9 protein-coding genes are annotated in these 12,483 nt (G+C 72.6%); 7 read left to right on the top strand and 2 right to left on the bottom strand.

What is annotated here, in order from left to right; translation table 11 throughout:
* Window positions 1–73 precede the first annotated feature (73 nt).
* Window positions 74–442, bottom strand: a complete 369-nt coding sequence (locus NQU55_RS11075; protein ID WP_240976331.1) for an MGMT family protein — start codon at window positions 440–442, stop codon at window positions 74–76.
* Window positions 443–639: 197 nt separating this feature from the next.
* On the opposite strand from NQU55_RS11075, the gene NQU55_RS11070 reads away from it, so the two are divergent.
* The 7 genes from NQU55_RS11070 (at window position 640) to NQU55_RS11040 (ending at window position 11,146) form a co-directional block, all read left to right on the top strand.
* Window positions 640–3,297: a lysylphosphatidylglycerol synthase transmembrane domain-containing protein gene (locus NQU55_RS11070; protein ID WP_168092693.1), complete on the top strand. Its 2,658-nt coding sequence runs from the start codon at window positions 640–642 to the stop codon at window positions 3,295–3,297.
* A 69-nt stretch (window positions 3,298–3,366) separates the two neighbouring features.
* Entirely contained in the window at window positions 3,367–3,759 is a 393-nt protein-coding gene (locus NQU55_RS11065; protein WP_168092694.1) for a TOBE domain-containing protein, read from the top strand.
* Between the two features lie 12 nt (window positions 3,760–3,771).
* Window positions 3,772–4,527, top strand: a complete 756-nt coding sequence (gene modA / locus NQU55_RS11060) for a molybdate ABC transporter substrate-binding protein (RefSeq protein WP_168092695.1) — start codon at window positions 3,772–3,774, stop codon at window positions 4,525–4,527.
* Window positions 4,524–6,485 carry an ABC transporter permease gene (locus NQU55_RS11055; protein ID WP_168092696.1) on the top strand — a complete coding sequence of 654 codons (1,962 nt, stop codon included), beginning with the start codon at window positions 4,524–4,526 and terminating at the stop codon, window positions 6,483–6,485. Before modA ends, NQU55_RS11055 begins: the two co-directional genes overlap by 4 nt.
* A gap of 197 nt (window positions 6,486–6,682) precedes the next feature.
* Window positions 6,683–8,278 (top strand): alpha/beta hydrolase, encoded by a 1,596-nt coding sequence (locus NQU55_RS11050; RefSeq protein WP_168092697.1) that lies wholly within the window; start codon window positions 6,683–6,685, stop codon window positions 8,276–8,278.
* Between the two features lie 137 nt (window positions 8,279–8,415).
* Entirely contained in the window at window positions 8,416–9,522 is a 1,107-nt protein-coding gene (locus NQU55_RS11045) for a hypothetical protein (protein WP_168092698.1), read from the top strand.
* 52 nt (window positions 9,523–9,574) lie between these two features.
* The gene (locus tag NQU55_RS11040; RefSeq protein WP_168092699.1) at window positions 9,575–11,146 is read left to right on the top strand and encodes an alpha/beta hydrolase; all 1,572 of its coding nucleotides are present in this window, start codon (window positions 9,575–9,577) and stop codon (window positions 11,144–11,146) included.
* A 102-nt stretch (window positions 11,147–11,248) separates the two neighbouring features.
* Here NQU55_RS11040 and moeZ read toward each other — a convergent pair whose 3' ends face one another.
* A complete protein-coding gene (gene moeZ, locus NQU55_RS11035) occupies window positions 11,249–12,427 on the bottom strand; it encodes an adenylyltransferase/sulfurtransferase MoeZ (RefSeq protein WP_168092700.1) in 1,179 nt (392 codons plus the stop codon).
* Window positions 12,428–12,483 lie beyond the last annotated feature (56 nt).

The raw sequence follows: 12,483 nt of genomic DNA, 5'->3' as shown, positions 1-12,483 counted from the left end.
GGCTTCAACGGTCTCACCCGTTCGGGTGAGACCGGGTCCGCCCGGGCCCCGCGGCCGCGGGCGGTGGGTGCCGTCAGGTGTGCGGAGTCACATCCCCGGGGTCGCGGCCGTCCCAGCGGGCGAGTGCCATGGCGATCCGGGGGACGTGGCCCTCGGCCGACCGCGCCGCCTCGCGCAGGGGCGTGCCCTCCTCGCGGTAGCGGGCGAGGGCGCGCAGTTCGTGGCCGGGCAGCAGGACGCCGTCCGCGCGGACGACGCGCCACCAGGGCACGGGGCCGCCGTAGAGCGCCATGACGCGCCCCACCTGACGGGGCCCGCCCTCGCCCAGCCACTCGGCGACGTCCCCGTAGGTCATCACCCGCCCGGGTGGGATCTGCTCGGCGACCGCCAGCACACGTTCCGCGTACTCGGGAAGCTCCTCGTCCTCGCTCACCCGGTCCATGGTGCCGCACCCCGCCGACAGCCCCGTCCGGCGATCACCCCGGTGATCACGCAGAGTGCGGAATCGCACTACAGGGCGTACGATCCGGAGTCCGCGCCCCCGAATTGCACCCTGATGCCCCCTCGCCCGGCGGGGCCATGCCACCATCTTCCGGGCGGTGACAGGTGATACGAGACCAAGAAGACGAGAAGGACCGGATGCAGGGCGCGGAGCCTCCTGAGGGGGACCACGCTCCCCGAGCGCTGCCCTCGTCCGGCCCGGGAGCGTACGAGTGCGACGAGGGGGGCGTGCAGATCGACCGGGTCTCCGGTGACGAACCGCTGCTGCCCGCCCGCGTGCACCGCCCGGCCGACCTGGTCCGGCTCTTCCTCGGCATCGTGGGCATCGCGCTCGTCCTCGCCCTCGCCGCCTTCGCGCACGGCACCACCACGGGTCTCGCCCAGGACATCAACGAGAGCACGGGGCGCGCCCCGCAGCTGCTGGCGAGCTTCGCGGGCCTCGCGGCCAACATCGCCATCTTCATCGTCCCCGTGGCCTTCGCCGTCGAGCGGCTGATCAAGCGGGACGGGCTGCGCATCGCCGACGGCGTGCTGGCCGCCGTGCTCGCGCACGGCGTCTCCCTGGCCACCGACCTGTGGGTGGCCCGCACGGCCCCCGACTCGATCCGCGCCGCCCTCACCCAGCTCGCACCCACCGGCGGCCTCACCGACCCGGTCCACGGCTATCTGGCCCCCGTGATCGCCTACATGACGGCCGTCGGCATGTCCCGGCGCCCCCGCTGGCGCGTGGCGATGTGGGCGGTCCTCCTCCTGGACGCCTTCGCGGTCCTGGTCAACGGCTACACGACACCGTTCTCGATCGTCACCACGGTCCTGATCGGCTGGACGGTCGCCTACGGCACCCTCTACGCCGTCGGCTCCCCCAACGTCCGCCCCACCGGCCGCCACTTGCTGACCGGACTGCGCCGCGTCGGCTTCAAGCCGGTCACCGCGCTGCGCGCCGAGGACGGCGCCGACGACACCGAGCCGCACGAGCGGGGCCGCCGCTACATCGTCACCCTGGAGGACGGCCCGCCCCTGGACGTCACGGTCGTCGACCGCGAACAGCAGGCGCAGGGCTTCTTCTACCGCGTGTGGCAGCGCCTCGCCCTGCGCGGCATCACCCAGCGCCGCAGCCTGCAGTCCCTGCGCCAGGCCCTGGAACAGGAGGCCCTGCTCGCCTACGCGGCCATCGCCGCCGGCGCCAACGCGCCCAAGCTGATCGCCACCTCCGAGCTGGGCCCGGACGCCGTCATGCTCGTCTACGAGCACATCGGCGGCCGCCCCTTCGGGCAGGTGCCCACCGACGAGATCACCGACGAGCTCATGGCGGGCGCCTGGCGCCAGGTCCAGGCCCTGCAGTCGCGCCGCATCGCGCACCGCAGGCTCGACGGCGACGCCCTGCTGGTGGATCGTTCCGGCAACGTGGTGCTGACCGACCTGCGCGGCGGCGAGATCGCGGCCGGCGACATCGTCCTGCGCATGGACGTCGCCCAGCTGCTCGTCACGCTCGGCCTGCGGGTCGGCGCCGAGCGCGCCGTGGCCACCGGCGTCGCCGTCCTCGGCCCCGACGCCGTCGCCGACAGCCTCCCGCTCCTGCAGTCCATCGCCCTCACCCGCACCAGCCGGGCGACCCTGCGCCAGCTCGCCCGCGAGCGGGCCCAGCGGGAGCGCGAGAAGGTCCTGGAGGCCGCGAGCGCCGCCAAGGAGGCCAAGGCCGCGGCGGCCGAGGAGGAGGTCAGCGGCCGCAAGGCGCTCAAGGCCGAGCGCCAGGCCGAGAAGCGGGCCATCGACGAGGCGCTGGAAGAGGCCCGCGAAGAGGACCTGCTGGCCCAGATCCGCCGCCAGGTGCTCCTCATCCGCCCCCAGGCCCCGATAGAGCCCGTACGCCTGGAGCGCATCAAGCCGCGCACCCTGATCAGCTTCGTCGCCGGCGCCTTCGCCGCGTACTTCCTGCTGTCGCAGCTCACCCACGTGCAGTTCGGCGACCTCGTCCACAAGGCGGAGTGGCCGTGGGTCGCGGTCGCGGTGGCCTTCCAGGCGCTGACGTACGTCGCCGCGGCCCTCAGCCTGCTGGGCTTCGTGCCCGAGAAGGTGGGCTTCGCCCGCACGGTGCTGGCCCAGGTGGCCGGCTCGTTCGTCAAGCTGGTCGCCCCCGCGGCGGTCGGCGGCGTGGCGCTCAACACCCGCTTCCTGCAGCGCTCGGGCGTCCGCCCCGGCCTGGCGGTGGCCAGCGTCGGCGCGTCCCAGCTGTTCGGCCTCGCCTGCCACATCATGCTGCTGCTGTCCTTCGGCTACGTCACCGGCACCGAGCGCAGCTCCTCGCTCGGCCCCTCGCGCACGGTCATCGGCGGCCTGCTGACGGCCGCGGTCCTGGTGCTCGTCGTGGCGGCGATCCCCGTCCTGCGGAAGTTCGTCTCGACGCGCGTGCGGTCGCTGTTCGCGGGCGTGGTCCCGCGCATGCTGGACGTCACGCAGCGCCCGCAGAAGCTCCTCTCGGGCATCGGCGGCATGCTGCTGCTGACGGCCGCGAACGTCATGTGCCTGGACGCCGCGATCCGCGCGTTCGGCGGCGAGCTGAGCTACGCGAGCATCGCGGTGGTCTACCTGACGGCGAACGCGCTGGGTTCGGCGGCGCCGACGCCCGGCGGCGTCGGCGCGGTGGAGCTCGCGCTGACCGCGGCCCTGACGGTGGCGGGCCTGCCGGCGGAGCAGGGCACGCCGGCGGTGCTCCTCTTCCGCCTGATGACGCTGTGGCTGCCGGTCCTGCCGGGATGGCTGTGCTTCACGCACCTGACCCGCAAGGGCGCGATCTAACCCGCATCTGCCAGCACACCAGCCCCAGCCCCTTGCACATGCAAGCGACAAGCACCTACGGTGCCGCATATGCGTTCCTACACGATCGGCCGTGCCGCCAAGCTGCTGGGCGTCAGCGCCGACACCGTGCGGCGGTGGGCCGATGCCGGCCGGATACCGACGCGCCGTGACGAGGCGGGGAAGCGGCACATCGACGGGGCCGACCTGGCCGCGTTCTCGGTGTCGCTCGCGGCGGAGGCGGCGGACGGCGAGGACGCGTACACCAGCGCCCGCAACGCCTTCCCGGGCATCATCACGGCCGTCAAGCTCGGCGGCGTCGCGGCGCAGGTGGAGATCCAGGCCGGTCCGCACCGCCTCGTCTCGCTGCTCACGCGCGAGGCCGTCGAGGAGCTGGGGCTGGCGGTCGGGATGGAAGCGGTGGCCCGGGTGAAGGCCACCAACGTGCACGTCGACCGCACCTGACACGGAGAACCGATGCACTCTCGCCGCGCGCTGCCGCTCCTGGCCGGCACGATGCTCATCCCGCTCCTGGCCGCCTGCAGCAGCGAGGACAAGGCGGACGCGAAACCGCGAACGGAACTCACCGTCCTGGCAGCAGCGTCCCTGACGGACGTCTTCAAGCAGGCGGGCCGGGCCTACGAGAAGGAACACCCGGGCACCACGGTCAAGTTCTCCTTCGCGGGCTCGCAAGAGTTGGCCGCACAGGTCCGCCAGGGCGCCCCGGCGGACGCACTGGTGACGGCGGACACGAAAACGATGCAAGATCTGAAGAGCGAGACGACCACCCCCACGGTGATCGCGAAGAACCGCCTGACGATCGCCACGGCGAAGAACAACCCCAAGAACATCAAGGCCCTGTCGGGCCTCTCCCGCAGTGACCTCAAGGTCGTCCTGGCGGCGCCGGAGGTGCCTGTGGGCCGCTACAGCAAGAAGGTCCTGGACCAGCAGCACGTCACGGTGAAGCCGGTCTCCCAGGAGCCCAACGTGCGGGCCGTCCTGAGCAAGGTCACCTTGGGCGAGGCCGATGCCGGGATCGTCTACGTGACCGACGCGGCCAAGGACAAGGTCGCCACCGTCACGGTGCCCGACGAGCAGAACGCGGTGGCGTCGTACCCCGCGGCCACGCTCAAGGGCTCCAAGCACGCGCAGCAGGCCGGCGACTTCGTGAAGTGGCTCGGCACGGAGGAGGCCCAGAAGCTCCTGCGGGCGGCGGGCTTCCAGCAGCCGTGACCAGGGCCCGCACGCCTCTGGCGCTCGGGCTGCCCGCGGCACTGGCGGTGGCGTTCCTGTTCCTGCCGCTGGCAGGCATCCTCGCCCGCACCCCGTGGAGAACACTCCCGTCCCGCCTCACCTCGGAAGCGGTCACCGAAGCCCTGGGGCTCTCCCTCCTGGTATCGGCCTGGGCACTCCTGCTCTCCCTGATCCTGGGCGTGCCGCTGGCGTGGCTGCTGGCGCGGGTGGAGTTCCGGGGCAAGTCCCTGGTGCGCTGCCTGGTGATGCTGCCGATGGTGCTGCCGCCCACGGTCGCCGGCGTGGCCCTCCTGCAGGGCTACGGCCGCCGCGGCGTCCTGGGCCCGGCCCTGGAATCCATGGACGTCACCCTCCCCTTCTCCACGGCAGGGGCAGTGGTGGCATCGGCTTTCGTGGCGATGCCGTTCCTGGTGATCAGCCTGGAGGGGGCGCTGGCGGGCCTCCACCCCCGCTACGAGGAAACGGCGACGTCCCTGGGGGCGGCGCCGCTCCGCGTCTTCCGCACGATCACGCTGCCGATGGTGGCTCCCGGCCTGATCGCGGGGGCGGCGCTCAGCTGGGCGAGGGCCCTAGGGGAGTTCGGCGCGACGATCACCTTCGCAGGCAACCTCCCGGGCGAAACACAAACGCTCCCCCTGCAGGTCTACCTGCTCCTCCAGGACGACCCCCAAGGGGCCACCGCAGTCTCACTCCTCCTCCTAATGATCGCGACAGCCGTACTTCTGGCTCTCAGGGGCCACTGGCTGCAGACGCAAAGGAACGGGAGGGGCCGGGGTGGTCCGGGGCCGGCAAGGGGCGTGACGCGTGATTTGCGGCGGGCTTCGGGGCGCCCGGCGCGTCGGGGCGAGGTCGTAAATCATGCAGCCCCGGAGGCCCCGGACCACCCCGGCCCCGCCCCCACGCCGCACCCGCTGCGCACCACAGTCGTAGGTGCCACCAACACCACCCTGAACGCCCCCGCAGGCACGACCATCGCCGTAGTGGGCCCGAACGGCGCAGGGAAAACCACCCTGCTCAGAGCCCTCCTGGGCCTGACGCCCCGCGCACACGCCACCCCCCTGCGCCTGGGCGACAAGGACATGGCCGAAGAGCCCCCGCACCGGCGCCGCATCTCCTGGGTCCCGCAGGACACGTCCCTCTTCCCCCACCTCACGGCCCTCGCCAACACCGCCTACGGCCTCCGCGCCCAGGGCGTCCCGAAGGCCGAGGCCCACCGCCGGGCCCGGTACTGGCTGAACCGCCTGGACGTGGGCGCCCTCGCCCACCGCAGGCCAGCGAGCCTCAGCGGCGGCCAGGCCCAACGCGTGGCCCTGGCCCGGGCCCTGGCCGCCCGCCCCCGCCTGCTCCTCCTCGACGAGCCCCTCGCCGCCCTCGACCAGTCGGCCCGCTCCGCCGTCCGCCACACCCTCCGCACCCACCTCGCGGACTTCCCCGGCGTCTGCCTCATCGTCACCCACGACCCCGTCGAAGCGGTGTCCCTGGCCGACCACGTCCTCGTCCTGGAGGACGGCGCGACCGTCCAGTACGCGACGCCGACGGAGCTGACCCGCCACCCCCGCTCGCCCTGGGTGGCCCGCATGCTGGGCCGCAACGCGTGGCCGGGCAAGTCGACCGCCGAGGGAGCCCTCCTCCTGGACGACGGCGCAAGTCTCACCGCGGCCGACAGCCACGAACCGGCGACGGGCCTGGCCGTGGTCCCTCCGGAGGCGGTCTCGCTCCACACGACCCGCCCCACGCCCGGCAGCCCTCGCAACACCTGGCAGGGCACGGTCCGCGAGATCACCGCCCACGGCGGCCGCCTGCGCGTCCTGGTCACGGGCGAGCCGGACGTCGTAGCGGAGATCACCCCGGCCGCCGCGGCCGAGCTGAACCTCGCGGAAGGCACACCGGTGTGGGTGAGCGTCAAGGCCACAGAGATCACATTCGTCCCCCTGTAGAGGGTTTGCAGCACACGCCACCACACACCCCTGCACACCCCCACACCCACACGCACCCACACAATCCGCCCAGCCCCAGCCCGGCCCCAGCCAAGCCCCACCTCCACCCCGCCCTCATCCCCAGCCCACCCCCTCCCACGTAACCCGTACGCCCCGCCCCGCGCGCCCCCGCACCTCCCCGCCCGGACGATGAGCAGGTGACCAGATCCGCACGGGCAAGGGGCATACTCACCGCCGCACTCCTGGCGGTCACGGCGGCGGGCTGCACCGGAAGCAGCGGAGGCGGCACCGGAAGCGGCGCGAGCGACCCGAGCGGGGCCGCCCACGCGAACGAGACCACCCGCGCGGGGGCGGCCGGAGGGACGGCCGCCCTGGAGGCCGCCCGCCAGAAACCGGACTGGAAGCCCTGCCCGCCGCCCACCACGGCGCAGAGCGGTTCCTCGGGCGGGGCCCCGGGCCCGGACTGGGAGTGCGCGACCCTCCACGCGCCTCTCGACTACGCCAAGCCCCGAAGCCGCAGCAACACCATCGACATCGCCCTGATCAGGGCCAAGGCCACGGATCAGGCCCGCCGCATCGGTTCGCTGATCTTCAACTTCGGCGGCCCCGGCGGCTCCGGCATCACCACGCTCCCGGCCTTCGCCGCCGACTACGAGAACCTGCGCACCCGCTACGACCTGGTCAGCTTCGACCCGCGGGGCGTGGGCCGCAGCAGCGGCGTCACCTGCCTGGACGACGGGCAACTCGACGCGTACTACGCCGCGGACGCCACACCGGCCACCCCGCCGGAGCAGAAGGCCCTGGTGGACCGGGTGACGGCCTACGCCGCCGGCTGCGAGCGCAGGTCCGGCAAGGTCCTCCCGCACGTGGGCACGGAGAACTCCGCCCGCGACATGGACCTGATGCGCCAGGTCCTGGGCGACGCCCGGCTGCACTACTTCGGGGTGTCGTACGGGACGGAACTGGGCGGCGTTTACGCCCACTTGTTCCCGGACAAAGTGGGCCGCGCGCTCTTCGACGGCGTGGTGGACCCCGGCGCGGACCCGGTGCAGAGCGCCCTCGGCCAGACGCAGGGCTTCCAGCTCGCGCTGACCAACTACATGGAGGCCTGCACGAGGACGTCGGACAACTGCCCGACGGAGGACCAGATCAGCGCCCTCCTCCGGCGCCTGGGCAAGGAGCCGATCCCGGGCGGGGGCGGGCGCGACCTGACCCGCTCCCTGGCCACGAGCGGCATCGCCCAGTCCCTGTACTCGAAGGACTTCTGGGACTACCTGACCGAGGGCATCGAGGACGCCGAGAACGGCGACGGACGGCTGCTCCTCTCCCTCGGCGACGCCATGAACGGCCGTGGCCAGGACGGCCGTTACAGCACGCTGCAGTCGTCCCTCAACGCCATCACCTGCGCGGACTTCGCCCAGCGCTACACCGCGGCCGAGATCGAGCCGCGCGTGCCCGCGTTCCGCAAGGCGTCCCCCGTCTTCGGCGACTTCATGGCCTGGAGCCTGACCCAGTGCACGGGATGGCCGGTGAAGGGCGCGTGGCGGACGCCCGACGTGAGCGCGAAGGGCTCCGCACCGATCCTCGTCGTCGGCAACACCGGTGACCCCGCGACCCCTTACGAGGGAGCGAAGCGGATGGCACAGGAGCTGGGGCCGGGCGTGGCGGCCGTGCTGACGTTCCGCGGCGAGGGCCACGGCGCCTACGACAGCGGCAACGCCTGTGTCAAGGGGGCGGTCGACGCCTACCTGCTGAACGGTACGGTGCCGGAAACAGACAAGATCTGCTCATAGCACACATAGCACATATCACCGGTGGCGCGGGCCCAAGGCGTGATCGATCCGGATTCGGGGTCGAATGTCAGTGGCTCGCACTACGATCGCCCGCACAGCAGTTCCGCGGACGACGAAGGAAGTTCGGGGGGACGACAGTGCCGCACAAGACGCCGTTCAGCACGCCGCACACCACCGGCGACCAGGCCGACCGCAGGGCCCGGGCCCTCACCGGCGCCCTGGCCATCGCCGCGCTGGTGGCCGCCCTCGTCGCGCTCTGGCAGACGCAGTCCACGCCGCTCGGCGGGCGCTCGTACTGCTGGGGCGCCTGGCCCGAGGACGAGGCCCCGTTCCACCGCGGCGACCACGACCGAACCGCCGACGAGAGCGCACCCGCGCCCGGGCGCCCCACCGGACACTGCTCGCTCCGCTGGCGCGGCGGCCGGGGCCTCGGCGCGTACGAGCAGCAGGTGGACCTCCGTCTGGGCACGGGGCCGCGCCAGGAGGGCGAACGCCGCTCGTGGCTGGGCGAGTTATTCGGGGACGGCGACACCCCCCTTCCCGACGGCTTACCGGGCTTCACCGCCGCCTCCGGCGCGGGCGCCCTGGTGCTCCCGGAGAGCTGCGACGTGGACGGCCGGCCGTCGGTGGTGACGCTGAAGAGCATCACGGCCCTCTCCCCCGCCACCATGGGGGAGTTGCTGGTCAGGGCGGCCAACAAGGCCACGAAGGCGACCAGCTGCACCACGCTTCCCCCGATCCGCCTGCACCGCGACCCGTCGGCTCCCACGCCCTCGGACGCCGGACGAGACCGCTGCGGCATCCCGGGCCTGGTCCCGAGCCCGGTCCCCGCCACGGGCAGCCCCGCCCCCGCCGCGAGCAGGAAGACGAGCCCGGCCCCGGCCGCCGGCCCCACCGGCCCCACCCCCGGCTCCTCCGCGAGCAGCGACTTCCACAGCTGCGCCATAGCGGGCGCCCAGGGCTGGGCCGCCCGCTTCCTGAGCACCGGCAGGCCCCGCCTGGTCGCCCTCTTCGACGGCCTCACCGGCGACCGCCCGCCGGCCCCCGGCTGGCGGGCGCACGGCAGCATCGACGCGGCCGGAGCCCTGGTCCGGGCCGACTGCGGCGGCAGGCCCACCGTCTTCACCATGCGCAGCGGCCCCGGCCGCACCCGCACCGGGCTGGACGACCCGCGCGAGGCCTTCCCCCGCTACGTGGACGCCGTCGCCGCGCAAATGGGCTGTGCGCCCCTGCGCGCCGGGTGACGCCTCCACGCGGCGGCTGCTCCGGCGCCTTCACCTCCGTACAGTCGGTGGAATGAGTTCCCTACGGCCTCGGGCCACCACCCCTCGGGCCACCACCGCCCTCCTCGGCGCCGGCATCGCGCTCGTGACGGCCCTCGCCGCCACCGGCTGCGGCGGCGACGGCTCCCCGGCCTCCGGGGACCCCAAGAACGCCGCCGGAGAAGGCCGCGCCTCCGACGTCCGGCTGCGCTGGACGGCGTGCTCCGCGCCGACCGCCGCGCAGGGCAGTGACGGCAAGGCCCCCGGCAAGGCGTGGGAGTGCGCGAAGCTCCCCGTCCCGCTGGACTACGCCAAGCCCGACGGCGAGAAGATCGAGCTCGCCCTGATCCGTACGAAGGCCCGGGACAAGGACAAGCGCCTGGGCTCGCTCGTCTTCAACTTCGGCGGCCCCGGCGGCTCCGGCGTGGCCACCCTGCCGGGCCTGGCCACCAGCTACGAGAAGCTGCGTGAGCGCTACGACCTCGTCAGCTTCGACCCGCGGGGCGTGGGCGAGAGCGCGGGCGTGCGCTGCCTGAGCGACAAGGAGACCGATGCCGCGAGCCAGATCGACGGCACGCCGGACGACGCGGCCGAGGAGCGGACCGCCCTCGCGGCGAACAAGGCGTACGTGGACGCCTGCGCGAAGAACTCCGGCAAGCTCCTGCCCCACGTCGGCACGCTGAGCGCCGCCCGCGACATGGACCGCCTGCGGGCCGCCCTGGGCGACGACAAGCTCAACTACTTCGGCATCTCCTACGGCACCGAGCTCGGCGGCGTCTACGCCCACGCCTTCCCCGGAAACGTGGGGCGCGCCGTGCTCGACGCGGTGGTCGACCCCTCGCAGGACCCCGTGCAGGGCAACCTCGGCCAGGCCAAGGGCTTCCAGCTCGCCCTGGACAACTACCTCAAGGACTGCGCCTCCTCGGCCCAGGCGGCCCGCTGCCCCACGCAGGAGCGGATCGTCTCCCTGCTCAAGAAGCTCGACGCGCAGCCCCTGCCGACGCGCCAGGGCCGCAAGCTGACCCAGGACGAGGCCGTCAACGGCATCGCGTCCGCGCTGTACTCCAAGGACACCTGGAAGTTCCTGACGCAGGGCCTGCAGGAGGCCATGAACAAGGGCAGCGGCGACACCCTGCTGCTGCTCTACGACCTCCTCACCGGCCGCGGCACCGACGGCCGCTACAGCAACCTCGGGCCGGCCAACCGGGCGATCTCCTGCGCCGACGCCCGGCAGCGCTACACCGCCGACGACGTGAAGAGCCGCCTGGCGGAATTCCGGGCCGCGTCCCCGGTCTTCGGGGAGTCCTCCGCCTGGTCGCTCCTCGGCTGCACGGGCTGGCCCGTCGAGGGCAAGTGGCAGACGATCGACGTGAGCGCGCAGGGCTCCGCCCCGATCGTCGTCATCGGCAACACCGGCGACCCCGCGACGCCGTACGCGGGCGCGCACCGCATGGCGGAGGGCCTGGGCAAGGACGTCGCCGTGGAGGTCACGTACAAGGGCGAGGGGCACGGGGCGTACAACAGCGGCAACGCGTGCATGGTGCGCACCGTCAACGACTACTTGCTGGAGGGGAAGGCCCCGGCCCGGGGCACGACCTGCTCGTGAGCGGGCGGCGCACGACCGAGCAAGGAACGCACAGATGCGTAAGGGGCTCCCCACCATGGCGGGGAGCCCCTTACTCACACAGAAGCGAACAGACCTGAAGGTCTAGTAGACCGGCTTGTCCGGCTCGATCTGGTGGACCCAGCCGATCACACCGCCGCCCACGTGCACCGCGTCGGAGAAGCCCGCAGCCTTCAGCACCGCGAGGACTTCCGCGGATCGGACGCCCGTCTTGCAGTGCAGGACGATCCGCTTGTCCTGCGGCAGGTCCTGCAGGGCCGTGCCCATCAGGAACTCGTTCTTCGGGATCAGCCGGGCGCCGGGGATCGAGACGATCTCGTACTCGTTCGGCTCGCGGACGTCGATGACGTCGATGTCCTCGCCGTCGTCGAGCCACTCCTTGAGCTGCTTGGGAGTGATCGTGGAGCCGGCCGCGGCCTCCTGGGCCTCCTCCGAGACGACGCCGCAGAACGCCTCGTAGTCGATGAGCTCCGTGACGGTCGGGTTCTCGCCGCAGACCGCGCACTCGGGGTCCTTGCGGACCTTGACCTGGCGGTAGGTCATCTCCAGGGCGTCGTAGATCATCAGACGGCCGACCAGCGGCTCGCCGATGCCCGCGAGGAGCTTGATCGCCTCGTTGACCTGGATGGAGCCGATCGAGGCGCACAGCACGCCCAGCACGCCGCCCTCGGCGCAGGAGGGCACCATGCCCGGCGGCGGGGGCTCGGGGTACAGGCAGCGGTAGCAGGGGCCGTGCTCGCTCCAGAAGACGGACGCCTGGCCGTCGAAGCGGTAGATGGAGCCCCACACGTACGGCTTGCCCAGCAGCACGCAGGCGTCGTTGACGAGGTAGCGCGTGGCGAAGTTGTCCGTGCCGTCGACGATCAGGTCGTACTGGGAGAAGATCTCCATCACGTTGTCGGCCTCGAGCCGGCCCTCGTGCAGGACGACGTTCACGTACGGATTGATGCCCAGCACCGAATCCCGCGCGGACTCGGCCTTCGAACGGCCGATGTCCGCCTGGCTGTGGATGATCTGGCGCTGCAGGTTCGACTCGTCGACCTCGTCGAACTCCACGATGCCGAGCGTGCCCACGCCGGCGGCGGCCAGGTACATCAGCGCGGGGGAACCGAGGCCGCCGGCCCCCACACACAGCACCTTCGCGTTCTTCAGGCGCTTCTGCCCGTCCATACCGACGTCCGGGATGATCAGGTGGCGGGAGTACCGACGAACCTCGTCAACGGTGAGCTCGGCAGCCGGCTCGACCAGGGGTGGCAGCGACACGGGGTCTCCAGGGGAGGCGTCCCCGCTCGCGCGGGGAACATACAGGCGGCGTTCGG

This window comes from Streptomyces telluris (genome assembly GCF_024519335.1).
GTDB classification, from domain to species: domain Bacteria; phylum Actinomycetota; class Actinomycetes; order Streptomycetales; family Streptomycetaceae; genus Streptomyces; species Streptomyces telluris.
Note: the sequence above shows the minus strand (reverse complement) of the source record. Positions and strands in the feature narration are given on the sequence as shown.

Bases quoted from the DNA above. Each gene is read 5' to 3' on its own strand.
- NQU55_RS11075 (WP_240976331.1), bottom strand. From the start codon at position 442: ATGGACCGGGTGAGCGAGGACGAGGAGCTTCCCGAGTACGCGGAACGT.
- NQU55_RS11070 (WP_168092693.1), top strand. From the start codon at position 640: ATGCAGGGCGCGGAGCCTCCTGAGGGGGACCACGCTCCCCGAGCGCTG.
- NQU55_RS11065 (WP_168092694.1), top strand. From the start codon at position 3,367: ATGCGTTCCTACACGATCGGCCGTGCCGCCAAGCTGCTGGGCGTCAGC.
- modA (WP_168092695.1), top strand. From the start codon at position 3,772: ATGCACTCTCGCCGCGCGCTGCCGCTCCTGGCCGGCACGATGCTCATC.
- NQU55_RS11040 (WP_168092699.1), top strand. From the start codon at position 9,575: ATGAGTTCCCTACGGCCTCGGGCCACCACCCCTCGGGCCACCACCGCC.